Below are 24628 nucleotides of genomic sequence, written 5' to 3' on the forward strand. Positions count from 1 at the left end.
CCCGTGCGTACGCTCTGTTCTTCGACCCTGATCGGCGAGTTCTTCATCATCGGTTTCGCCGGTCTGGTCGCCATGAAGGATCCCGACCTCTCCATGGCGACCGTGTGGACGGTCAGCGGTGTCGCGATGTTCCTGTGCCTGGTGCTGTGCGGCCTGGTGACGCGCCCGGGCGGGGTCGCGCTCGGCTGGGCGTTGCAGATCGCGCTCATCGCGTCGGGCTTCGCCGTGCCGATGATGTTCTTCCTGGGCGTGGTCTTCGCGGCCCTGTGGTGGGCGTCGGTGCACTACGGGCGGAAGGTGGACGAGGCCAAGGCGAGATTCGCCGCCCAGGCCGACTCCTCCACACCTGACGCTGCGTAACAGGCTCCCCGACACGCCGGGTAATCTCGTTCCACCGCACCACCTTGATACATAAGGAGCCCGTCGTGAGCCAGCGCACCCTCGTCCTCCTCAAGCCCGACGCCGTCCGTCGTGGCCTGACCGGCGAGATCATCAGCCGCATCGAGCGCAAGGCGGGCTGGGCGATCACCGCGCTGGAGCTGCGCACCCTGGACCAGGACACGCTGGAGCAGCACTACGGCGAGCACAAGGGCAAGCCCTTCTACGAGCCGCTGGTGGAGTTCATGGCCTCCGGCCCGGTCGTGGCGATGATCGTCGAGGGTGAGCGGGTCATCGAGGGGCTGCGCGCGCTCGCCGGGCCGACCGACCCGATCGCCGCGGCCCCGGGCTCCATCCGCGGCGACTACGGCGTCATCGTCCGGGAGAACCTGATCCACGCCTCCGACTCGGAGGAGTCCGCCGAGCGTGAGGTGAAGATCTTCTTCCCGGGTCGCGCCTGAAGTGAAACGGCGAGGGAAGTCTGGGAGCCACGGCTCCCGGACTTTTCTGGCATATGCGGGGCGATCGAGGGAACGATGGTCCCCGAACGCCCGTCTCCACAAGCGAACCCGTGCGGCATCTGCTGACAATGGCGGAGACCCTCCCGCAGTGTTCGCGAAGGCGCGTCTACGATGGAAGCCTTCACGTCACAGCACCCACCTTTGCCTACCTGAAAAGCCCTCAAAAGCTAGTGGGAAGGCCAGACGAATCCTGATGGGGAACTCAATGTCGTTCATCGGCCGTGACATGGCTGTCGACCTCGGGACCGCCAACACGCTGGTGTACGTCAGGGGTCGCGGGATCGTACTCAACGAGCCGTCCGTCGTCGCGATCAACACCAACACCGGTGGCATCCTCGCGGTCGGTGCCGAAGCGAAGAAGATGATCGGGCGCACGCCCGGCAACATCGTTGCCGTTCGTCCGTTGAAGGACGGTGTGATCGCCGACTTCGAGATCACCGAGCGGATGCTCCGCTACTTCATTCTGAAGATCCACAAGCGGCGGTATCTGGCTCGTCCGCGCGTCGTCGTCTGTGTGCCCTCGGGCATCACGGGCGTCGAGCGCCGTGCCGTCATCGAGGCGTCGTCCCAGGCCGGCGCCCGCCAGGTGCACATCATCGAGGAGCCCATGGCCGCTGCCATCGGCTCCGGCCTGCCGGTCCACGAGGCCACGGGCAACATGGTGGTCGACATCGGCGGCGGCACCACGGAGGTCGCGGTCATCTCCCTCGGCGGCATCGTCACCGCCCAGTCCATCCGTGTCGCGGGCGACGAACTGGACAACGCGATCATCCAGCACATCAAGAAGGAGTACTCGCTCCTGCTGGGTGAGCGCACGGCCGAGCAGATCAAGATCACGATCGGTTCTGCGTACGACCTGGACACCGACGAGCACACCGAAATCCGCGGCCGGGACCTGGTCTCCGGGCTGCCGAAGACCGTCGTGATCTCCGCCGCGGAGGTCCGCAAGGCGATCGAGGAGCCGGTCAACGCGATCGTCGACGCCGTCAAGACGACCCTCGACAAGTGCCCGCCGGAGCTGTCCGGCGACATCATGGACCGAGGAATCGTTCTGACCGGCGGCGGAGCGCTGCTGAGGGGCCTGGACGAGCGGCTGCGCAGGGAAACCGGCATGCCGATCCATATCGCCGAGGATCCTCTGGACAGCGTGGCGCTCGGTTCCGGAAAGTGCGTCGAGGAGTTCGAGGCGCTCCAGCAGGTGCTGGACGCCCAGCCGCGCAGATGACGTAACTCTTCGATTCCGCCGTACGGGACGATCTCCTCTCGTACGGCGGATCGTTGATATAGATGCATAAGCTCCCACAATGCAGCCCCTCGGGTTTCCCTGGGGCTTCCCGAATTCCTATGAGGAAGGGCACGGCCGCCGCACGTGAGGGACACACGAGAGAGCCGGCTGCTCCTGGTGCTGCTGATCGCCATCGCGTTCGCGTTGATCACGGTGGACATTCGCGGTGGGGAGGATTCCCCGGTCGACGGTGCCCGGCAGGGCGCGGCGACGGTCTTCGGCCCGATCGAGAGCGGTGTGTCGGCCGCGGTCGACCCGGTGGGCAACGCGGTCTCCGCCATCCGGGAATCCGGTGAGCGGCACGACCGGCTCGCCGCGCTGGAAGAGGAGAACGCGGCCCTGAAGGCGCGGCTCGGCAGCGACGACCGCAGCCGCAGCCGCCTCAAGCAGCTCGACAAGATGCTGAAGATCGCCGGCCAGGGCCAGTACGGCATCAAGGGCGCCGAGGTCATCGCCATCGGAGCCGCCCAGGGCTTCTCCTGGACCATCACCATCGACGTCGGCGCCAACGACGGCATCAAACGCGACATGACCGTCCTGAACGGGGACGGGCTCGTCGGCCGGGTCACCACCGTCGGACCCAACACCGCCACGGTCCTGCTCGCCAGCGACCCCGACTTCACGGTCGGCACCCGGATGGAGGCCAGTGACGAGCTGGGCTTCGCCTCCGGGCAGGGCGACCGCCCGCTGCGCGTGGAACTCCTCAACGGCAAGGCGGAGGTGAAGAAGGGCGACCGCCTGGTCACCTTCGGCTCGCAGGCCGACCGGCCGTTCGTGCCCGGCGTGCCCGTGGGTGTGGTCTCCCGCGTCGACCCGTCCGGCGGCGGTCTGACCCGCACGCTCTACGTCACTCCGTACGCCGCCTTCAGCAAGCTCGACATCGTCGGCGTCGTCGTCGAGGCCCCGAAGAAGGACCCGCGCGACACGGTGCTCCCGCCCAAGCCGAAGCCGACTCCGAGGCCGACGGTGACGGTGACCGTGACGCCGTCCGCCGAGGCCCCCGCAGACGGCCAGAACCAGCAAGAGCAGTAGGAGCTGTCACCCCATGCGCGTCAACCGGATCCTGCTCTCCTCCGCCCTGGTCGTCGTCGCCCTGGTGATCCAGGTGAGCGTCCTCGCCCGCCTGCACCTGCCGGGCGCCGTGCCCGACCTGATGCTCCTCACCGTCCTCGGCCTCGCCCTGGTGTACGGCCATGTGGGTGGCGCCCTCATCGGTTTCGGCGCGGGCCTGCTCGCCGATCTGGCCCCGCCCGCCGACCATGCCGCCGGGCGCTACGCGCTCGTACTGTGTGTCATCGGCTACCTCGCCGGTCTGGTGAAGCCGGAGACGGGCCAGCTGAAGTCCGCGACCGGCCCCATGGTCGTGGTGGCCGCCGCCGCCCTCGGCTCCACCCTGCTGTACGCCGGGGTCGGTGCCCTCGTCGGGGACACCGCCGCCCGCCATGTGGGCCTGGGCAGCCTGCTGTTCACGGCCGCCCTGTACGACCTGCTGCTCGCCCCGTTCGTGGTGCCGGGGGTGATGGCGCTGGCCAGACGCGCCGAGAACGATCCGCTCGCCGAGACCGGCTCCGGGGCCAAGGCCACGGACATCTCCTCCGGCTGGCTCTCCGGCGGCACCGGTCTGAAGATCGGCAGCCAGCGGAACGGGCTGCGGGTGAAGGCGGCCCGGGCGCGGATGGCGCGGGCCGGGCGCATCAAGGGGGTCAAGCGGCTGTGACCGCAGGAAAGTTCACCCGAACGCGCCGGTCCGGTAGGAACCCCGGCTCCTGGGCTCGTCGTTCCTCACTCGTATCCGCACACGCGTGCCCGGAGACACCTTCGTACCCGCACATCCGTACGCGCACTGAGAGGGGGAGGCAGCCGCAGTGACCAACATCCCCGAGACCGGGCGGAACCCACGGGTCCAGATCCGGCTCGTCGTCATCCAGGTCCTCGTCCTCTCCCTCCTGCTGACCCTCGGCGGACGCCTGTGGTACCTCCAGATCCGTGAGGGCGCGGCGTACGCCAAGGAGGCGTCGGGGAACCACGTCCAGCAGGTCGTCCAGCCGGCCGTCCGCGGCTCCATCCTGGACGCGCGCGGCGTGGCCCTCGCCGACAACGAGACGCGACTGGTCGTCTCCGCCTCCCGCACCGACCTGCTGAAGATGCCGGACGACGGCAAGGACGTCCTCACCAAGCTCGCCGGAGTCCTGGGCATGACGCCCAAGGAGGTCCAGGAGAAGGTCCGGCTCTGCGACGCCAAGACGCCCCAGCCCTGTTGGAACGGCTCGCCGTACCAGCCCATCCCCATCACCGACGAGGCCACCCCCAAGCAGGCCCTCCAGATCCGCGAGCGCGCCGAGGACTTCCCCGGCATCACCGCCGAGCCCCAGGCCGTGCGCCGCTACCCGAGCCCGGGCAAGGCCAACACCGCCCAGGTCCTCGGCTACCTCTCGCCGGTCACCGACGAGGAGATCAAGAAGGCGCAGAACACCAACTCGCCGTACTTGCGCTCCGATCAGGTCGGCCGCTCCGGCCTGGAGCGCCAGTACGACAAGCAGCTGCGCGGCAAGGCCGGCGTCACGCGCTACGAGGTGGACAACCTCGGCCGCGTCATCGGCCAGGCCGAAGCCGACCCGGCCCACCCCGGCGACAACCTCGTCACCAGCATCGACGCCCGCGTCCAGCGGATCGCCGAGTACGAGCTGAACGAGGCCATGAAGCAGGCCCGCAAGGAGCACGACCGCAACACGGGCACGAACTACAAGGCCGACTCCGGCGCCGTCGTCGTCATGGAGGCCAAGACCGGCCGCGTCGTCGCCATGGCCTCCAACCCGACGTACGACCCGAACGCCTGGGTGGGCGGCATCTCCGCCAAGGACTACACGCGACTCACCGGTAAGAGCTCCAACTACCCGCTGCTCAACCGCGCGATCCAGGGCCAGTCGGCGCCCGGCTCCATCTTCAAGGTGATCCCGACGGCCGCCGCCGTCAACGCGGGCTACTCCTTCAACGGCCCCTACCAGTGCTCCAGCTCGTACTCGATCGGCGGGCAGGTCTTCAAGAACTTCGAGTCCAAGGGATACGGCCCGATCAGCCTCGGCCGCGCCCTGGAGGTCTCCTGCGACACGGTCTTCTACCGGCTCTCCCACGAGGAGTGGAAGAAGGACGGCGGCACCAAGCCGAAGAAGAAGCCCAACGACTGGTTCTACAAGACCGCCCACCAGTTCGGCCTCGGCAAGGAGACCGGCATCGACCTGCCCAACGAGGTCACCGGCCGCGTCCCCGACCGCAAGTGGAAGCTGGACTACTGGAAGGCCAACAAGGACGCCTGGTGCCGCACCGGCAAGCGCAACGGCAGCTACGCCGAGAAGATCGCCTACGAGAACTGCCTCGAAGGCAACCGCATGCGCGCCGGTGACTCCGTCAACTACTCCATCGGCCAGGGCGACACGCTCGTCACGCCGATCCAGATGGCCACGATCTACGGAGCCATCTCCAACGGCGGCACGATGTACACCCCCTCGGTCGGCAAGGCCGTCATCAGCGCGGACGGCAAGACGGTCACTCCGATCAAGCCCCAGGCGCACGGCAAGCTGCCGATGACGCAGAAGACGCGCAACGAGATAGACGAAGCCCTCGCGGGAGTCGCCACCCGCGGTACGGCCGCCTGGCGGTTCGGCGGCTGGCCGCAGGACAAGATCCCGATGCACGCCAAGACAGGTACGGCGGAGGTCTACGGCAAGCAGACCACCTCCTGGTTCGCCACGTACACCAAGGACTACACGGTCGTCATGACGATCTCCCAGGGTGGTACGGGCTCCGGAGCCTCCGGCCCCGCCGTCCGCAACATCTACAACGCGCTGTACGGCGTCTCCCCGGACGGCGACATCGACCCGAAGAAGGCGCTGCTGCCCGCCCCGCAGAAGACCCTGCCGAAGGTCAAGACGGACGGCACCATCGCCTCCCCGAAGGTCCCCAAGGACCCGGCCAAGGACCAGCAGGCGAACAAGAAGGACCCGAACGCCCCGGCCGACCCGCTCCAGCCGGCGACGGCGGCCCCGCCGACGCCGGAGAACCGTGACACCCGAAGGCGCCGGCGCCGGCGGGGAAGCCGGAGGTTGCCGACATGACCGGCGGTGTGAACAGCTTCCAGGTCTCCGGCTACGGCCCCGAGCGCTCGGGCTGGACCAGACTCCTCGCCCGCGACTCGGTGGCGCGGCGGCTGGACTGGCCGATCCTGCTGTCGGCGATGGCCCTGTCCCTGCTCGGCACGCTCCTCGTCTACTCGGCGACCCGCAACCGCACGGAGCTCAACCAGGGCGACCAGTATTTCTTCCTCATCCGGCATCTGCTCAACACCGGCATCGGCCTCGCCCTGATGGCCGGCACGATCTGGCTCGGCCACCGCGGCCTGCGCACGGCCGTGCCGGTCCTGTACGGCTTCTCGGTCCTGCTGATCCTGCTGGTGCTCACCCCGCTCGGCTCCACGATCAACGGCGCCCACTCGTGGATCAAGCTCCCCGGCGGCTTCTCCCTCCAGCCCTCGGAGTTCGTGAAGGTCACGATCATCCTGGGCATGGCGATGCTGCTGGCGGCCAGAGTCGACGCCGGCGACCGCCAGTACCCCGACCACCGCACGGTGATGCAGGCGCTGGGCCTGGCCGCCGTGCCCATGGTGATCGTGATGCTCATGCCGGACCTCGGGTCGGTCATGGTGATGGTCATCATCGTGCTCGGCGTGCTGCTCGCCTCGGGCGCCACCAACCGGTGGGTGTTCGGGCTGCTCGGCGCGGGCGCCATCGGCGCGGTCACCGTCTGGCAGATCGGGGTGCTCGACGACTACCAGATCGCCCGCTTCGCCGCCTTCGCCAACCCCGAGCTCGATCCGGCCGGCGTCGGCTACAACACCAACCAGGCCCGCATCGCCATCGGCTCCGGCGGCCTGACCGGCTCCGGCCTCTTCCACGGCTCGCAGACCACCGGCCAGTTCGTGCCCGAGCAGCAGACGGACTTCGTCTTCACCGTGGCCGGGGAGGAACTGGGCTTCCTCGGCGGCGGCCTGATCATCCTGCTGCTGGGCATCGTCCTGTGGCGGGCCTGCCGTATCGCCCGGGAGACGAGCGACCTGTACGGCACGATCGTCGCCGCCGGCATCGTCGCCTGGTTCGCCTTCCAGACGTTCGAGAACATCGGCATGACGCTCGGCATCATGCCGGTCACCGGCCTGCCGCTGCCGTTCGTGTCGTACGGCGGCTCGTCGATGTTCGCCGTGTGGATAGCGGTCGGTCTGCTGCAGTCGATCCGGGTCCAGCGCCCGATGTCGGCCTAGCGGGCAGTAACGGGGGAGTGGAATGTCCGGGGAGTACGTGGCCCTGTGCCCGGTGACCGAGGACCTGGTGGGTCAGCTCCTCGCGCTGGCGGAGCTGGACCTGACCGACGACGACGCCATCGAGGCGCGGATGCGCGAGGGCGGCTGGCCCGACTGGTCGCAGGCGGTGCGGGGACCGGCGTACGAGGACACACCCGATGTCCCCGAAGCCACCCACGTCACCCCGCAGGGCCACTTCGTCACCTGCGACGGCGACGGCTCGCTCCACCTGCCGTTCGCCTACCTCTACTCGGTCGACGGCGGCCTGCTCGACGAGGACTGCTGGGGCGCCCTGCCCGGCTGGACCAGCGAGGAGGGTGCCTGGCGGCCGGAGTTCGACGCGCACTTCGCCACCGTGGTGCGGCGCTTCACCGACCGGCTGGGCCTGCCGGACCACGACATCCGGCAGCCCAGGTTCACGACCCGGTACGTCAGCTGGCGCCTGGAGCACAACGTGCTGATCGTCGGACAGGGCCCGGAGCCGCTGTCGTACCACCAGTTCGAGGACGCCCACGTGTACCTCGTCTCCCGGACGGTGAAGGACGCGCCGTTCCCGGACGGCGAGGAGATGCGGGCCTTGCTGACGGCCTGAAGGCGCCGCCCCTTGTGAGGCGCCGCCCGTTGTGAGGCGCCGACCACTGCCGTCCCGGCCGGTCTGCCACTAGATTCAGGTCATGGCGGAGACGAAGCGCGAGGTCGAGCGGAAGTACGAGTCCGAGGACAGCGGGCTTCCCGACCTGACCGGTGTCGCCGGGGTCGCGGCCGTGCTCGACAAGGGCGTCGCCCACCTCGACGCCACCTACTACGACACCGCCGACGAACGCCTCGCCGCGTCGTCCGTCACCCTGCGCCGCCGCACCGGCGGCTCGGACGCGGGCTGGCACCTGAAGTTCCCCGTCGCCCCCGGCGTCCGCGACGAAATCCGGGCCCCGCTCTCCGACACCCTCCCCGGCGACCTCGCCGGGCTCGTCCGCTCCCGCGTCCGCGGCGGCGCACTGCTGCCCGTCGTCCGGCTGCGCTCCGACCGTGACGTGCGTCACCTCGTCGACGCCGACGGCCGGCTGCTCGCCGAGGTCAGCGTCGACGCCGTCCAGGCCGACCGGCTCACGGCCGGCGGCGGTGCGGCGCAGTGGACGGAGATCGAGGTGGAACTCGCCGACGGGGGAGACCCGGCCTTCCTCGACAAGGTGGAGAAGCGGCTGCGCAAGGCGGGCGTACGGCCGTCGGCCTCGGGGTCGAAGCTGGCGCGGGCCCTGGCGGAGACGGCGCCGCACGAGCAGCGCGCGTCCGCCCCCGCAGCGGAACCGGTGACGGCCTCGGATCACGTCCTGGCGTACGTGCGGGCCCAGCGGGACGCGCTCGTCGAGCTGGACCCGGCCGTGCGGCGGGACGCCGAGGACTCCGTGCACAGCCTGCGCGTGGCCACCCGCCGACTGCGCAGCGCCTTCAAGTCCTACGGCGAGATCCTCGACCGGACCGTCACCGACCCGGTCGGCGACGAGCTGAAGTGGCTGGCCGGTGAGCTGGGCCTGGACCGGGACCGCGAGGTGCTGACCGAACGGCTCACGGCGGCCCTCGACGAGGTGCCGGCCACCCTGGTGCGCGGCCCGGTCCGCGAGCGGCTGCACACCTGGGCGAGGACCGAGCACGGCGGGACCCGAGGGCGGCTCATCGGCGTCCTGGACTCCCGCCGCTACCTCGCCCTGCTCGACACCCTGGACGCGCTGATCGCCGACCCGCCCTTGCGCAAGACGGCCGGCAAGAAGCCCCGCAAGCCGATCGCCAAGGCCGTGAGGAAGGACTTCCGCAAGGTCGCCGGGCTGGTCGAGCGGGCCGTGGAACTGGAACCCGGCACTGACCGCGATGTCGCGATCCACGAGGCCCGCAAGAAGACCAAGCGCGCCCGCTACGCCGCGGAGGCGGCCCGGCCGGCCCTCGGCAAGCCCGCCAAGGACCTGGTCAAGTCCATGAAGGCGCTCCAGACCCTGCTCGGCGAGCACCAGGACAGCGTGATGGCCCGGCAGGCCCTGCGCGAGCTGTCGGCGGTCGCCCACGCGGCCGGGGAGAGCGCCTTCACCTACGGCCTGCTCCACGAGCGCGAGGAGCAGCGGGCGGTGCGCGTGGAGACCGAGCTGCCCGGATTCTGGGACGGGATCAAGGACGGGGCGGCGGGCCTGTGATCCTCCGCTGATCTTCCGAGCGTACGAAGGTGCGTCCGGGGCGCGTTAGTCTGGATGGTCACCCTGTCCGTTCAGTCCAGCTCACGAAGGTGCGCGACATGCCTGCCGAAGTCGCTGCGTCGGTGTTCCCGCAGCTCGAAGCTCTGCTCCCGCACGTGCAGAAGCCGATCCAGTACGTCGGCGGAGAACTCAACTCCACGGTCAAGGACTGGGACTCCTGCGACGTCCGCTGGGCGCTCATGTACCCGGACGCCTACGAGGTCGGCCTGCCCAACCAGGGCGTCCAGATCCTCTACGAGGTGCTCAACGAGCAGCAGGGCGTCCTCGCCGAGCGCACGTACAGCGTGTGGCCGGACCTCGAGGAGCTGATGCGCGAGCACGGCGTCCCGCAGTTCACGGTGGACAGCCACCGGCCCGTGAAGGCCTTCGACGTGCTGGGCCTGTCCTTCTCCACGGAACTGGGCTACACCAACATGCTGGCGGCCCTGGACCTCTCCGGGATCCCCCTGGAGGCCAAGGACCGCGGCCTGGACGACCCGGTCGTCATGGCCGGCGGCCACGCCGCGTTCAACCCCGAGCCGATCGCGGACTTCATCGACTGCGCGGTGATCGGTGACGGCGAGCAGGCCGTCCTGGAGGTCACCGCGATCATCCGTGCCTGGAAGGCGGAGGGCCGCCCTGGCGGCCGCGAGGAGCTGCTGTTCCGCCTGGCGAAGACGGGCGGGGTGTACGTGCCCGGCTTCTACGACGTCGAGTACCTGCCGGACGGCCGTATCGCCCGCGTCGTGCCGAAGCGCAGCGGTGTCCCGTGGCGCGTCTCCAAGCACACGGTGATGGACCTCGACGAGTGGCCGTACCCCAAGCAGCCCCTGGTGCCGCTCGCGGAGACGGTGCACGAGCGCATGTCGGTGGAGATCTTCCGCGGCTGCACCCGGGGCTGCCGGTTCTGCCAGGCCGGCATGATCACCCGCCCGGTCCGTGAGCGCTCCATCACGGGCATCGGCGACATGGTCGAGAAGGGCCTGAAGGCGACGGGCTTCGAGGAGGTGGGCCTGCTGTCCCTCTCCTCGGCGGACCACTCGGAGATCGGCGACATCGCCAAGGGCCTCGCGGACCGCTACGAGGACGACAAGGTCGGCCTCTCCCTCCCGTCCACCCGCGTGGACGCCTTCAACATCGACCTGGCGAACGAACTCACGCGCAACGGCCGCCGCTCCGGCCTCACCTTCGCCCCCGAGGGCGGTTCGGAGCGCATCCGCAAGGTCATCAACAAGATGGTCTCGGAAGAGGACCTGATCCGCACGGTCGCCACCGCATACGGCAACGGCTGGCGCCAGGTGAAGCTGTACTTCATGTGCGGCCTGCCGACCGAGACCGACGACGACGTCCTCCAGATCGCCGACATGGCGACGAAGGTCATCGCCAAGGGCCGCGAGGTCTCGAACTCCAACGACATCCGCTGCACGGTCTCGATCGGCGGCTTCGTCCCCAAGCCCCACACCCCCTTCCAGTGGGCGCCCCAGCTGTCGGCGGAGGAGACGGACGCCCGCCTGGAGAAGCTGCGCAACAAGATCCGCGGCGACAAGAAGTACGGCCGCTCCATCGGCTTCCGCTACCACGACGGCAAGCCCGGCATCGTCGAGGGCCTGCTGTCCCGCGGCGACCGCCGGATCGGCGCCGTCATCCGCGCGGTCTACGACGACGGCGGCCGCTTCGACGGCTGGCGCGAGCACTTCTCGTACGACCGCTGGATGCGGTGCGCCGAGAAGGCCCTGGCCCCCTTCGGTGTCGACGTCGACTGGTACACGACGCGCGAGCGCACGTACGAGGAGGTCCTGCCCTGGGACCACCTGGACTCCGGCCTCGACAAGGACTGGCTCTGGGAGGACTGGCAGGACGCCCTCGACGAGACGGAGGTCGAGGACTGCCGCTGGACACCGTGCTTCGACTGCGGGGTCTGCCCGCAGATGGACACCCAGATCCAGATCGGCCCGACGGGCAAGAAGCTCCTGCCCCTGACGGTCAAGAACGAGGCACCGGCGCCGAGCGGTCACGCACACTGACGGTCGTCCGGCGGCGGCACCGTATCCGTATCGCCGCACGGGGAGCCCCCTCCGACTCGGCGGGGGCTCTTTCTCTTTCTTCCCTTCCGCTTCTCACTTCTGCCGTGTGCGTCGAAGGGCGGTGTCCCTTGCCTCATGTATCGAATTTCGATAGATTCCTATCGTAGGTCGATCGAAGGAGTGGTCATGGGGAAGCTGGCCGTGGCAGCGTTGCGTGTGGTGCTCGTGGTGCTGCTCGCCGGGTCGTTGTTCGTGCAGGGGGTGATGGTCCCGCTGCTGGCCATCGACATGAACGGGCTCAAGCCCGAATACGCCTACCTGCGCACTCCGATCCTCGTGATCTTGGTGCTGGGTGTCGTGACCGCTCAGGTCGTCGTGGTCTGCGTGTGGCGGCTGGTGACGATGGTGCGGCGCGGGACGGTGTTCTCCACGGCCGCCTTCCGGTACGTGCACATCGTGATCGGCGCGTTCGTGGCGGCCGCGCTGCTGGTCTTCGCGCTCGCGGTCGTCCTCGCCCCGGGCGAGGCCGTCGCTCCCGGGGTGGTGCTGCTGCTGTGCGGGGTCGTCGTGGCCGTGCTGGGTGTCGCGCTGGTCGTGCTCGTCCTGCGGATGCTGCTCGCCCAGGCCGTCGCACGGGACATCGAAGCGGCCCGGATGCAGGCCGAGTTGGAAGGGGTCATCTGATGCCGATCGCCGTCGACATCGACGTGATGCTGGCGAAGCGGAAGATGTCCGTGGGCGAACTCGCGGAACGCGTCGGCATCACCCCCGCCAACCTCGCGGTCCTCAAGAACGGTCGCGCCAAGGCGGTCCGCTTCTCGACCCTCGCCGCCCTCTGCGAGGTCCTCGAGTGCCAGCCGGGGGATCTGCTGCGGTGGGAGGCGGACGGGGCCACCGACCGGACAATGCACTGATGGAGAACATCAGCATCCGCCCGGCCCGGTCCGGTGAACTGGCGGCCGTGGCGGCACTTCGCTGGGAGTGGCTCGTCGAGAACGGTGGCGAGGCCCTCGGCGAACGCGAGGAATTCTTACGGCACTTCGTCGACTGGGCCCGGGACAACGCAGGTTCGCATCGCTGCACGGTGGTCGTGCGCGACGACGGCGTCGTCATCGGCATGGCCTGGCTGGCGGTGGTGCAGCGGGTGCCCACGCCGCGCTCGCCCCGGCGGGCCTCCGGCGATCTGCAGTGCGTGTATGTCGTACCCGGGGCGCGCGACGGCGGGGTGGGCGGTGCGCTGATCAGGGCCGTGCTGGACGGGGCGCGGGAACTCGGGTTGGAACGGGTGACCGTGCACTCGAGCCCGCGGGCGATTCCCGCCTACGTCCGGTGCGGCTTCCAGGAGTCGCCCCGGCTGCTGCACGCACGGACCGCGGGCGCGTGAGCCGTATGATCATGACACCGGGTGGAGGATCTGAGGAAGAACGGGGCGGGGCTGTGCGGTGGTGGATCCGGACGGGCCGCTGAGGCGTCTACGACGGTATGGATCTGGAGAAACCGGCCCGCGAGGGCTCCGAGACGCGCGTCGATCTGCGGAAACGGGTGCCTGAACCGTCCGCGCCGCCGGTGCGTGAGGCGGCGCCCGAGGGGTGTCTCGCCGTCGCGATCCGGATTCCCGTGCGGATCGTCGTGCTCGTGCTGGTCGTCCCCGTGCGGATGGTGTGGGACGCGCTCGTCGTGGCCGGGCGGTTCCTGAACGACGTGCTGCTGCGGCCACTGGGCCGGGCGCTGCTGTGGCTCGGGCGGGCGGTGTTCGTCTGGCCGTTCGTGGGGCTGTGGCGGTATGTCGTCGTGCCCGTGGCCAAGGCGCTCGGGTGGCTCGGGAACGTGCTGCTCGTCGTACCGCTGGTGTGGTTCTACCGGCAGGTGCTGACGCCGGTGGGCCACGCGATCGAGTGGGTCGTCACCTGGGTCGCCCGGGGCGTCGGTGCCGCGCTCGGCTGGGTGTACTCGTATCTGCTCGCGCCGATCGGGCGTGCCGTGATGTGGGTGCTGAAGGGGCTCGGTGCCGTGCTCGCCGCGGTCGGGGCCGGCGCGTTCGCGGTCGTGGCGTGGCTCGCCCGGTATCTCGTCGTCGTACCCGCCGTGTGGCTGTACACGTGGGTGCTCGCGCCTGTCGGGCGGGCGATCGCCTGGTGCGCCAAGGGGCTGGTGTGGCTGGCGAGCATGGTCGTCACCGGCATCGGGACGGCTCTCTATTGGATCGCCCGGATCCTGTTCGTCCTTCCCGCGCTCGCCGTGTGGCGCTGGATCCTCACGCCGGCCGGGCGGGTCCTCGCCGTCATCGGGCGGGAGGTCGGGGACGCCCTGGGGCACGCCTGGCGGATCGCCGGGCACATCTCGCTCGCCGTCGGGCGGTTCCTCGCGACACTCTTGAGGTGGATCTTCGTCGAGCCGGTGCGCTGGGTGTACCGGAGCGTGCTGACGCCCGTCGGGCACGTCGTGCGGGACGCCGTCCTGCGGCCCGCCGCCGAGGCCGCCCGCAGTGTGGGACGGGCCACGCGGCAGGCGCTGGCCTCCGCCCGGGAATCCGTACGTCAGGCGCGCGCCGACTTCCGGCGGATGCTCTTCGGGGAGCCCGCGCAGCCGCAGCCGGTCGACCTCGGGGAACCTTCGGGCCGCGAGGCACGTACTCTTGGTAGTAGTACGACCGCTCTCACGAAGGACTGAACGACACTGGGCAAGCGACAGCCCGAAGGCCCGCCGCCCGCACCCGCGGTGCAGCGCATCCGACTGCGCTACACCAAGCGCGGCCGCCTCCGGTTCACCAGCCACCGTGACTTCCAGCGCGCCTTCGAGCGTGCGTTGCGCCGTGCCGAGGTGCCGATGGCGTACTCGGCGGGCTTCACACCGCACCCGAAGGTGTCGTACGCCAATGCCGCACCCACCGGCACGGGCAGTGAGGCGGAGTACCTGGAGATCGCGCTCACGGCGCCCCGCGACCCGGAGCAGCTCAGGGCCCTTCTCGACGAGTCGATGCCCGCCGGGCTCGACATCGTCGAGGCGGTCGAGGCCCACACCTCGGGGCTGGCCGACCGGCTGACGGCTTCCGTGTGGGAGCTGCGACTGGACGGCGTGTCGCAGGAGGACGCCCGCCGGGCGGTGGACGCCTTCAACGCGGCCGAGACCGTCGAGGTCCAGCGCCTCATGAAGAACGGCGTCCGCACCTTCGACGCCCGCTCCGCCGTCGTGAGCCTGGAGATCCCCGGCCTCACGGAAACGCAGAGTTCCCAGGCTGATAGGCCGACCGACCAGCCCTGTGCGATACTGCGGCTGGTTGTTCGGCACGTGACGCCTGCCGTACGACCCGACGACGTCCTGTCCGGTCTCCGCGCCGTGGCCGACCTGGCGCCGCCGGTCCCCGCAGCGGTGACCAGGCTGGCGCAGGGGCTGTTCGATGAAGAGACCGGCACGGTGACCGACCCGCTCGCGCCCGACCGCGAGGCAGCGGAGGCCCGCTCAAAGGCCGAACCGCCTGCCGCCGCGACGGCGCCGGCGTAGGTTCCGCGAAGGGACGGACGTCGTAGCGCCGCCCTCGGACTCGGGAGCCACCTGGGTCGGGCAGCGCACCGACCAGAAGACTTTCGCCAGGCCGTACGCATTCGGCGTACGGAACCGGCGAGACAGGACACAGAGAGCTCCCGTGCGGCGCCCGCGCCCCGGACGGCGGCGACGCGCACAGCGCGAGCCGCGGACGTCACCGGCACAGCCGGACCAGGCGCGGCGCCCGGGAGCCTGACGGGAGAAAAGCCCGCATGCTCGGACCGACCGAACCCACAGAGTCCGCCACGGACTCCGAACAGAACACCCCCAGCGACACCCTGCCGCCCCGGCGGCGGCGCCGTGCCGCCTCCCGGCCGGCGGGTCCGCCCGTCGGCGCCTCCTCCGACGCTCCCGTGGAGACCGTCACGCCGGCCATACCGGCCGCGGAGCCCGACGACCTCGCGGCCGACGCCGTAGAGGCTGGCGAGGCCGAGGAGACCGCCGCCGAGGAGACCGCCGCAGCGGCGCAGGAGACTCCCGAGGCTGCCGAGAGCGCCGAGGAAGCCGCGCCCGCCGCTCCGAAGAGGCGCCGCGCGGTTCGCCGTGCCGCCGCGCCCGCAGGGGCTCCGGCGGGCGCTGAGGCCGCCGAGACCGTGGTGCCGGTGTCCGCCGGTGCTCCCGCCGCCTCCGAGGCGCCGGAGCAGCCCGAGACCGCCGCGCCCGCAGAGGTGTCCGAGGATGCCGCTCCCCGGAGGACCCGGCGTCGTGCGACGCGCACGGTGACCTCGCCCGCCGCGGCTCCGGCGGAGCCGGTGGAGACGGCGGCGCCCGCTGCCGCCGCCGCGCAGGCCGAGCCGAGCGCCCCTGAGCCGACCGGGCCCACCGACGGCGCTGAGGCCGCCGAGACCGCTGAGGCCGCCGAGGAGGCCGCGCCGCGCAGGACTCGCCGTCGTGCCACGCGCCGGGTGACCGCGCCCACCGCAGCACCCGCCGCCGCACAGGCGGCGGAAGGAACCGCCGACGCGGGCCGGTCCGGCTCCGTCACCACGACCGACGCGCCCGCCGAGGCCGCCGCCGTGTCCGGTGGGGCCGCCGAGGCCCCCGCCGGCACGCCCGCCGAGGAGGCGAAGGCACCCGTGACCGAATCCCCTGCCGCCGAGTCCGACGGAGCCGACGGGGCCGCTGCCGCCGAGGCTCCCGCCGAAGCCGCCAAGGCCCCCGCCGAAGCCGCCGCCCAGGCGTCCGAGCCCGCCGAGGATGCCGCCCCGCGCCGCCGTCGCCGGGTCGTCCGCCGGGCCGCCAGTGGTTTCGCCGAGCCCGCGCAGTCCTCCCGGTCCTCCCGGGGCTCGAAGTCCGCGCGGGGTGCCGCCGGTGCCGAGGCCTCCGGTGAGGACGAGACGTCGGCGCGGCCCGCGCGGCCCGCCGTCGCCCTGTTCCAGGCGCCCGTGTTCACCGAGCCCCAGTTCCAGACGCCGGAGCGGGCCGCCGCCGCGGCCGCCGCCGAGGCGGCCGGGGCCGAGGAGCCCGAGGAGGCGGAGGAGTCCGCGCCGGTGGAGGCGCGGGAGGAGCAGCCCAGCGGATCGCGCCGTCGGCGTCGCCGCCGGGGTGCCGCGGACGAGCCCGAGGCCCAGGCCGCCGAGGCCCCCGCCGAGAGCGCCGCCGCCGAGAGCGGTGTCGACGAGGCGGAGGAGCCCGAGGAGTCCGCCGAGGGCGACGATCAGGACGACTCCGAGGGCGGCGGCTCGCGCCGTCGCCGCCGCCGGGGCGGCCGCCGCCGTCGGCGCGGTGAGTCCGCCGAGACCGACGCCGAGACCGGCGAGGGCACGGACGCCGAACCCGAGCAGATCGCCGGCGCACAGGCCGCGCAGGACGCCGAGGACACCGCGGAGCAGACCGAGGAGGACCAGGACGAGTCCGACGAGGGTGCCGACCGCGACGAGTCGTCCGGCGGGGGCTCCAGCAGCAGCCGCCGTCGCCGGCGCCGCCGTCGCCGTGCCGGTGACAGCGCGCCCGAGGCCGAGCCGTCCGAGGACGACCCGGAGCGCACGGTCGTCAAGGTCCGTGAGCCCCGCCCCAAGGCCGAGCCGTCCGACGAGGTGCAGTCCATCAAGGGCTCGACCCGTCTGGAGGCCAAGAAGCAGCGCCGCCGGGAGGGCCGCGAGCAGGGCCGCCGGCGCGTCCCGATCATCACCGAGGCCGAGTTCCTGGCCCGGCGCGAGGCCGTCGAGCGCGTGATGGTCGTCCGCCAGCACGGTGACCGTACGCAGATCGGCGTCCTGGAGGACGGCGTGCTCGTCGAGCACTACGTCAACAAGGAGCAGGCGGTCTCGTACGTCGGCAACGTCTACCTCGGCAAGGTGCAGAACGTGCTGCCGTCGATGGAGGCCGCCTTCATCGACATCGGCAAGGGCCGCAACGCGGTGCTGTACGCCGGTGAGGTCAACTTCGAGGCGCTCGGCATGGCCAACGGGCCGCGGCGCATCGAGTCCGCCCTGAAGTCCGGGCAGTCCGTGCTCGTCCAGGTGACGAAGGACCCCATCGGGCACAAGGGTGCCCGTCTGACCAGCCAGGTCTCCCTCCCCGGGCGCTACCTCGTGTACGTGCCCGAGGGCTCCATGACCGGCATCAGCCGCAAGCTGCCCGACACCGAGCGGGCGCGGTTGAAGACGATCCTCAAGAAGATCGTCCCCGAGGACGCGGGCGTCATCGTGCGCACCGCCGCCGAGGGCGCGAGCGAGGACGAGCTGCGCCGGGACGTCGAGCGGCTCCAGGGGCAGTGGGAGGACATCCAGAAGAAGGCCAAGAACGGCGGCAACGCGCCGACGCTGCTGTACGGCGAGCCGGACATGACCGTCCGGGTCGTGCGCGACATCTTCAACGAGGACTTCTCCAAGGTCGTCGTCAGCGGCGACGAGGCGTGGCAGACCATCCACGGCTACGTCTCGCACGTCGCGCCGGACCTCGCCGACCGGCTCCAGAAGTGGACCTCCGAGGTCGACGTCTTCGCCACCTACCGGATCGACGAGCAGCTCGCCAAGGCGCTGGACCGCAAGGTCTGGCTGCCCAGCGGCGGTTCGCTGGTGATCGACCGGACCGAGGCGATGGTCGTCGTCGACGTCAACACCGGCAAGTTCACCGGCCAGGGCGGCAACCTCGAGGAGACCGTCACCAGGAACAACCTGGAGGCGGCCGAGGAGATCGTCCGCCAGCTGCGGCTGCGCGACCTCGGCGGCATCATCGTCATCGACTTCATCGACATGGTGCTGGAATCCAACCGGGACCTGGTGCTGCGGCGCCTGCTGGAGTGCCTGGGCCGGGACCGTACGAAGCACCAGGTCGCGGAAGTGACCTCGCTGGGGCTCGTGCAGATGACCCGCAAGCGGGTCGGGCAGGGGCTCCTGGAGTCCTTCTCCGAGACCTGCGTCCACTGCAACGGACGCGGTGTCATCGTGCACATGGAGCAGCCGACCGGCGCCGGCGGGGGCGGCGGCAAGCGCAAGAAGCGCGCCCGTGCCGGTGCCGCCGACCAGCCGCACGTGCACGAGGCGGCCCTGGAGACCGCCGAGCAGGAGGCGGAGACCGAGGCCGAGGTCGGCGCCGAGATCGCCGAGCCGATCGCGCTGCCCGAGCCGGTCTTCGAGCCCGACGAGGAGCTGTACAGCAGCGCCGCCGAGGCTGAGGCCGCGGCCACGCGCGGTCGGTCGCGGCGCCGGGCGAGCCGGCGGGCGTCGGCTCCGGCGGGTGCGCCGCGCGGTGAGACGGCGGAGCCGAAGGCCGAGCAGGACAGGAAGGCCGAGCCGGCCGAGGTGCCGACGGCTCAGGACGTGACCGCCGCCGAGGAGGTCGCCCGTCCGGTGCAGCCGGAACCGGCCGCCGAGGCGCACGCCGAGCCGATCGCCGTCGAGGACCCGGTCGTCGAGGCCCCGGCCGCCGAGGAGGCCGCGCCCAAGGGCCGTGGCCGCCGGCGGGCGACGCGCAAGGTGTCCGCGCCGGCCGGTTCTCCGGCGGGGGCGGAGGCGGCCGTGGTGACGGTGTCCGAGACCGCGCCCGCCGCGGCCGAGGCCGCACCGGCGCCCGAGCAGGCCGAGCAGGCTGAACAGGTCGCGGCGGCTGCCGAGGCGGCCGCACCGGCGTCCGCCGATAGCGCCGCCCCGGCCCGTCCGCGGCGCCGCGCCGTGCGCAAGCCCACCGTGTCCACCGCGCCCGAGGAGGCGGCCGTCGTGGTCGTCCCGTCGGCCGCTCCCGAGGACGCCCCTCAGGCCGCCGCGGCTGACGGCGCCGCCCCGCAGGAGCCCGCCGAGGAGCCCGCCGAGGAGGCCGTCGAGGCGGCCGCCGAGGAGTCGGCCCCGGCCAAGAAGACGGCCCGCAAGACGGCCAAGAAGGCCACGGCGAAGAAGGCCGCCACCAAGAAGACCGCGGCGAAGAAGACCGCGGCCAAGAAGACGACGGCGAAGAAGGCGGCGGCGAAGACCACCAAGACCGCCGCCAAGAAGACCACGTCGAAGAAGACCGTCGCGGCGGAGCAGTCCCGCTCCTCCGTCTCGGCCTCCACCGACGAGGACTGACCGCCTCGACGTCCGCCGGGGCGTGCGCGAACCTGCGTACGCCCCGGCGGGTGCGACCGGCGTGACCGGTCGCACAGGCGGCGGGCCCGGCTCGGTTTGACCCTCTTGGCCGCGGCCCCGTAACCTTGACCGTCGGCGTGTCGAATGACGCGTCACATCCCCGTAAACCTCATCCTCCGGGCGCCGGGCGCCCAGGAGAGGCCGCTCTTTGTGTCGGGCGGCTGGCCTGCGGGGGTGCCGTTTCCCCGAGCGAGAGAGTGAGTCCGCGTGTACGCCATCGTGCGCAGCGGTGGTCGCCAGCACAAGGTTGCTGTCGGCGACATCGTTGAGGTTGACAAGATTTCCACTGCCAAGGTTGGCGACACGGTCGAGCTCTCGACCCTGCTCGTTGTCGACGGCGACGCCGTGACCAGCGACCCGTGGGTGCTGGCCGGCATCAAGGTCCAGGCCGAGGTCGTGGACCACCACAAGGGCCAGAAGATCGACATTCTGCGCTACAAGAACAAGACCGGTTACCGCCGTCGTCAGGGCCACCGCCAGCAGTACACGGCGATCAAGGTCACTGAGATCCCCGCGGCTGCGAAGTAAGGGACTGAGGAGAGATGGCACACAAGAAGGGCGCATCGTCCACCCGTAACGGTCGTGACTCCAACGCTCAGCGCCTCGGCGTGAAGCGCTTCGGCGGTCAGGTCGTCAACGCGGGTGAGATCCTGGTCCGTCAGCGCGGCACCCACTTCCACCCGGGCGCCGGTGTCGGCCGTGGCGGCGACGACACGCTGTTCGCCCTCCAGGCCGGTTCGGTGCAGTTCGGCACCCACCGTGGCCGCAAGGTCGTGAACATCGTTCCGGTCGCCTGACCGGAAGCTTTCGCGAGGCGGACCTCACTTCCCTCACGGGAAGCGGGTCCGCCTTTCGCGTGTTACGCAGAGAACAACCCCGTACAACCCGTACACAACGGCCGTACATCACTGGAGGCACCCACCATGACCACCTTCGTGGACCGCGTCGAGCTGCATGTCGCCGCGGGTAACGGAGGCCACGGCTGTGCCTCCGTCCACCGTGAGAAGTTCAAGCCGCTGGGCGGACCCGACGGCGGCAACGGCGGCCGCGGCGGGGACGTGATCCTCACCGTCGACCAGTCCGTCACCACGCTCCTCGACTACCACCACTCCCCGCACCGCAAGGCCACCAACGGCAAGCCCGGCGAGGGCGGCAACCGCTTCGGCAAGGACGGACAGGACCTGGTCCTGCCGGTGCCGGACGGCACGGTGGTCCTCGACAAGGCGGGCAACGTCCTCGCCGACCTGGTCGGGCACGGCACGTCGTTCGTCGCCGCGCAGGGCGGCCGGGGCGGGCTCGGCAACGCGGCGCTGGCGTCCGCGCGGCGCAAGGCGCCCGGGTTCGCGCTGCTCGGCGAGCCGGGAGACGTGCGCGAAGTCGTCCTGGAGCTGAAGACGGTCGCCGACGTGGCGCTCGTCGGATACCCGAGCGCCGGCAAGTCGTCGCTGATCTCGGTGCTGAGCGCCGCCAAGCCGAAGATCGCCGACTACCCGTTCACCACGCTCGTGCCGAACCTCGGTGTCGTCACGGCCGGCTCGACGGTGTACACGATCGCCGACGTGCCCGGTCTGATCCCGGGGGCCAGCCAGGGCAAGGGCCTGGGCCTGGAGTTCCTGCGGCACGTGGAGCGGTGCAGTGTGCTCGTGCACGTCCTGGACACCGCCACGCTGGAGTCGGACCGCGACCCGGTTTCCGACCTCGACGCCATCGAGGCGGAGCTGCGCGAGTACGGCGGGCTGGACAACCGTCCGCGGCTGGTCGTCCTGAACAAGATCGACGTACCGGACGGCAAGGGCCTGGCCGAGATGGTGCGGCCCGACCTGGAGGCGCGCGGGTACCGCGTGTTCGAGGTGTCGGCCGTGGCGCACATGGGGCTGAAGGAGCTGTCGTACGCGCTCGCGGAGCTCGTGGCGAAGGCGCGGGCCGCGAAGCCGAAGGAAGAGGCCACGCGGATCGTGATCCGGCCCAAGGCCGTGGACGACACGGGCTTCACCGTGACGCGCGAGGACGACGGGCTGTTCCGGGTGCGCGGTGAGAAGCCCGAGCGCTGGGTGCGGCAGACCGACTTCAACAACGACGAGGCGGTCGGCTACCTGGCGGACCGGCTCAACCGGCTCGGGGTCGAAGAGGAACTGATGAAGGCCGGTGCCCGCGGTGGCGACGGTGTCGCCATCGGTCCCGAGGAGAACGCCGTGGTCTTCGACTGGGAGCCGTCCGTGATGGCCGGGGCCGAAATGCTCGGCCGACGCGGTGAGGACCACCGGTTGGAGGAGGCGCGACCGGCCGCGCAGCGCCGCAGGGACCGGCAGGCCGAGCGGGACGAGGCGGAGCGGGAGTTCGACGACTTCGAGCCGTTCTGATCCGTTTCGATTCCGGCGGTTGACGGACCGCGGCAAGGGAGCCTGTGTCGCGGCGGCCATCACCGTGCTGGTGGCCGCCACGGCCCCGATGCCCGCGCACGCCGCCGACGGCCGCGAGTGGGGCGACGGCTTCGGCGGGGGCGTCTCCGTCGCAGCCGTCAACGGCGAGGCTACGCCGACGTCTTCACCACCCCAGAACACCGCGAGCGTCCCGGGCACGGCGGAGCGGAACGACTTCTTCGGCGCCCGGACCAAGCTGCTCGACGTCAACGGCGACGGCCGGCCCGAGCCGTTCGTGAGCGCCACCGGGGAGAACCGCGACGGGGGAGTCTGGGCGTTCCTCAACCCGGTCGCCGCCCCCACCGCCACCGGCTCGGTCAGCTTCGGCGCGGGCACCCACGGCACCGGCCCGGACGGCTCCGCGCTCGACGCCGGCTTCTCCCCGTGATCTCTGCCTGATCATCTGTCAGACCCACCCCGGCAACGGCTTGTTCCGACGCTGGCGGTGGGTCTCCTTTTGTCTGCTTAGTTGTCATGTACGTGAACTCCGGCGTTCAGCGGGCGGACCGCCCGCGAGCGTGAAGCTTCCCAGAGTCCAAGTGGCCAGCGAGGTAAGGGAGTCAGTCGATGACCGGAGCAGTATCCCCCGACCGACGCCGATTTCTGACCGCCGGTGCCGCGGTCCTCGGCGCAGCGGCCTCCGCCCAGCTGTGGCTCCCGGCCACCGCCCAGGGGGCCGAGACGCCGCTGCCCGACGGCGTGTTCAGCCTCGGCGTCGCCTCCGGAGACCCACTGCCGGACGGCATCGTGCTGTGGACCCGGCTCGCCCCGGACCCGCTGAACGGCGGCGGTATGCCCGACCGGGTGGTGCCCGTGGAGTGGCAGCTCGCCGAGGACCACCGGTTCAGAAAGCTCGTCCGCCGGGGCACCGCCCAGGCCCGGCCCGAGTACGGGCACAGCGTTCACGTGGACGTACGCGGGCTGCGCCCGGGCCGTACCTACTGGTACCGCTTCCGCACCAGCGGGCAGCTCTCGCCCGTCGGCCGCACCCGTACCGCGCCCCACCCCTACAGCTCCGGTGGCTCCCTGCGCATGGCGCTGGCCTCCTGCCAGAACTGGCAGCACGGCTATTTCACGCCATACGCCGACATGCTGGAGCAGGACCCGGACGTCGTGGTGTTCGTCGGCGACTACATCTACGAGTCCACGCCCTCGGCGACGGGCGTACGACGCCACGAGGGGGCCGGGGAGCCGTTCAGCCTCGCCCAGTACCGCAACCGGTACGCCCAGTACCGCACCGACGCCGACCTCGCGGCGATGCACGCGAACGCCCCGTTCGTGGTGAGCTTCGACGACCACGAGGTCGACAACGACTTCGCCGGCGAGATCCCCCAGGACCCGGACAAGCAGCCGCACGACGCGTTCGTGGCCCGGCTGACCGCGGCCTACCAGGCGTTCTACGAGCACATGCCGGTCCGTGCCACCGCCGTCCCGAACGGCCCGCACATCAAGATGTACCGCCGTCTGGAGTTCGGCCGCCTGGCCCGGCTCAACGTCCTGGACACCCGGCAGTACCGCAGCGACCAGGCCAAGAGCCAGGCCGGTGCCCAGGACCCGTCCCTGACCATGCTGGGCGCACGGCAGAAGCAGTGGCTGCTGAACGGGCTGCAGGACTCGCCGGCCCGCTGGAATCTGATCGCTTCGCAGATCATGATGGCCGAGACGGACCTCCAGGTCGGCGAGGGCAAGCTCTGGTTCTACGACGCCTGGGACGGCTACCAGGCCGAACGCAACCGCTTCCTGAAGGAGTTCAAGCAGGTCCGCAACCCCGTCGTGCTCTCCGGCGACCGGCACCTGACGATGGTCAGCGACCTCAAGGAGGACTACGCCGACGCGGACTCCGAGGTCGTCGGCGCCGAGTTCGTCGGCACCTCCATCTCCAGCAACGGCGACCAGGACCAGGCGGCCTTCCGCAAGGAGTGGGACCCGCGGCGCCCGGACAACCCGCACTGGAAGCTGCTCGACGCCCACCGCGGCTACCACCTCTTCGACATCGGCCGCGCCGGCATCGACGCCCAGGTGAGGGTGGTCGACACCGTACGGCAGCCGTCGGCGACGCCGAGCACGCTGGCCAGGCTGCGGGTCGAGGCGGGCCGGCCGGGCGTCGAGGTGGTCTGACCCGGCCCCCGACGCACGCGTGAGCCCGGTACTCCTCGGAGTGCCGGGCTCTTCCTCGTACGCGGCGCGTGAGCCGTGTGAGAAGTCCGACCCGGGACGCCGGCCTATTGCTCTCGCCGAGACCGAAATGCTGCGGAATCTTAATCAGTAATTCCGCGGCAATGAACGGCCGGGCGAGCCGTATTCGCGCCCGGGGCCTATGAAG

General features: G+C 71.0%; 21 protein-coding genes. All 21 read left to right on the top strand.

The features are described from left to right. Window positions 1-3: 3 nt before the first annotated feature. Entirely contained in the window at window positions 4-360 is a 357-nt protein-coding gene (locus ABZ192_RS10330) for a DUF4233 domain-containing protein (RefSeq protein ID WP_356924084.1), read from the top strand. A gap of 65 nt (window positions 361-425) precedes the next feature. After that, window positions 426-839 carry a nucleoside-diphosphate kinase gene (gene ndk, locus ABZ192_RS10335; protein ID WP_274816273.1) on the top strand — a complete coding sequence of 138 codons (414 nt, stop codon included), beginning with the start codon at window positions 426-428 and terminating at the stop codon, window positions 837-839. A 265-nt stretch (window positions 840-1104) separates the two neighbouring features. Further along, complete coding sequence (locus tag ABZ192_RS10340) at window positions 1105-2124, top strand: rod shape-determining protein (RefSeq protein ID WP_006133575.1); 1020 nt, start codon at window positions 1105-1107, stop codon at window positions 2122-2124. 144 nt (window positions 2125-2268) lie between these two features. Beyond that, window positions 2269-3216 carry a rod shape-determining protein MreC gene (gene mreC, locus ABZ192_RS10345; protein ID WP_356924085.1) on the top strand — a complete coding sequence of 316 codons (948 nt, stop codon included), beginning with the start codon at window positions 2269-2271 and terminating at the stop codon, window positions 3214-3216. A 13-nt stretch (window positions 3217-3229) separates the two neighbouring features. Continuing rightward, a complete protein-coding gene (mreD, locus tag ABZ192_RS10350) occupies window positions 3230-3901 on the top strand; it encodes a rod shape-determining protein MreD (RefSeq protein WP_356924086.1) in 672 nt (223 codons plus the stop codon). Between the two features lie 148 nt (window positions 3902-4049). Beyond that, complete coding sequence (gene mrdA, locus ABZ192_RS10355) at window positions 4050-6296, top strand: penicillin-binding protein 2 (RefSeq protein WP_356924087.1); 2247 nt, start codon at window positions 4050-4052, stop codon at window positions 6294-6296. Continuing rightward, a complete protein-coding gene (gene rodA / locus ABZ192_RS10360) occupies window positions 6293-7495 on the top strand; it encodes a rod shape-determining protein RodA (protein WP_356924088.1) in 1203 nt (400 codons plus the stop codon). The genes mrdA and rodA overlap by 4 nt, the downstream gene beginning before the upstream one ends. A 22-nt stretch (window positions 7496-7517) precedes the next feature. After that, window positions 7518-8126, top strand: coding sequence for a hypothetical protein (locus ABZ192_RS10365; RefSeq protein WP_356924089.1), 609 nt, complete (start codon window positions 7518-7520; stop codon window positions 8124-8126). An 82-nt stretch (window positions 8127-8208) separates the two neighbouring features. Beyond that, on the top strand, window positions 8209-9714 hold the full coding sequence (locus ABZ192_RS10370) for a CYTH and CHAD domain-containing protein (protein ID WP_356924090.1): 1506 nt from the start codon (window positions 8209-8211) through the stop codon (window positions 9712-9714). A gap of 98 nt (window positions 9715-9812) precedes the next feature. Further along, entirely contained in the window at window positions 9813-11777 is a 1965-nt protein-coding gene (locus ABZ192_RS10375) for a TIGR03960 family B12-binding radical SAM protein (protein ID WP_356924091.1), read from the top strand. A 186-nt stretch (window positions 11778-11963) separates the two neighbouring features. Next, window positions 11964-12461 (top strand): DUF2975 domain-containing protein, encoded by a 498-nt coding sequence (locus tag ABZ192_RS10380; protein ID WP_356924092.1) that lies wholly within the window; start codon window positions 11964-11966, stop codon window positions 12459-12461. Next, window positions 12461-12691 carry a helix-turn-helix transcriptional regulator gene (locus tag ABZ192_RS10385; protein ID WP_356924093.1) on the top strand — a complete coding sequence of 77 codons (231 nt, stop codon included), beginning with the start codon at window positions 12461-12463 and terminating at the stop codon, window positions 12689-12691. Before ABZ192_RS10380 ends, ABZ192_RS10385 begins: the two co-directional genes overlap by 1 nt. Beyond that, window positions 12691-13161, top strand: coding sequence for a GNAT family N-acetyltransferase (locus ABZ192_RS10390; RefSeq protein ID WP_356924094.1), 471 nt, complete (start codon window positions 12691-12693; stop codon window positions 13159-13161). The genes ABZ192_RS10385 and ABZ192_RS10390 overlap by 1 nt, the downstream gene beginning before the upstream one ends. A 98-nt stretch (window positions 13162-13259) precedes the next feature. Next, window positions 13260-14447 carry a hypothetical protein gene (locus ABZ192_RS10395; RefSeq protein WP_356924095.1) on the top strand — a complete coding sequence of 396 codons (1188 nt, stop codon included), beginning with the start codon at window positions 13260-13262 and terminating at the stop codon, window positions 14445-14447. 48 nt (window positions 14448-14495) lie between these two features. Further along, window positions 14496-15278 carry a TIGR03936 family radical SAM-associated protein gene (locus ABZ192_RS10400; protein ID WP_356924096.1) on the top strand — a complete coding sequence of 261 codons (783 nt, stop codon included), beginning with the start codon at window positions 14496-14498 and terminating at the stop codon, window positions 15276-15278. Between the two features lie 254 nt (window positions 15279-15532). Then, complete coding sequence (locus tag ABZ192_RS10405; RefSeq protein ID WP_356924097.1) at window positions 15533-19825, top strand: Rne/Rng family ribonuclease; 4293 nt, start codon at window positions 15533-15535, stop codon at window positions 19823-19825. Between the two features lie 267 nt (window positions 19826-20092). Further along, window positions 20093-20413, top strand: a complete 321-nt coding sequence (gene rplU, locus ABZ192_RS10410) for a 50S ribosomal protein L21 (protein WP_004931419.1) — start codon at window positions 20093-20095, stop codon at window positions 20411-20413. A gap of 14 nt (window positions 20414-20427) precedes the next feature. Continuing rightward, complete coding sequence (rpmA, locus tag ABZ192_RS10415) at window positions 20428-20682, top strand: 50S ribosomal protein L27 (RefSeq protein ID WP_010041940.1); 255 nt, start codon at window positions 20428-20430, stop codon at window positions 20680-20682. A gap of 126 nt (window positions 20683-20808) precedes the next feature. After that, entirely contained in the window at window positions 20809-22245 is a 1437-nt protein-coding gene (obgE, locus tag ABZ192_RS10420) for a GTPase ObgE (RefSeq protein ID WP_356924098.1), read from the top strand. Between the two features lie 19 nt (window positions 22246-22264). Beyond that, the gene (locus ABZ192_RS10425; protein ID WP_356924099.1) at window positions 22265-22693 is read left to right on the top strand and encodes a hypothetical protein; all 429 of its coding nucleotides are present in this window, start codon (window positions 22265-22267) and stop codon (window positions 22691-22693) included. A 179-nt stretch (window positions 22694-22872) separates the two neighbouring features. Next, entirely contained in the window at window positions 22873-24423 is a 1551-nt protein-coding gene (locus tag ABZ192_RS10430) for an alkaline phosphatase D family protein (RefSeq protein WP_356924100.1), read from the top strand. Window positions 24424-24628 lie beyond the last annotated feature (205 nt).

Source organism: Streptomyces sp. NPDC006235, assembly GCF_040613735.1.
GTDB lineage: Bacteria > Actinomycetota > Actinomycetes > Streptomycetales > Streptomycetaceae > Streptomyces.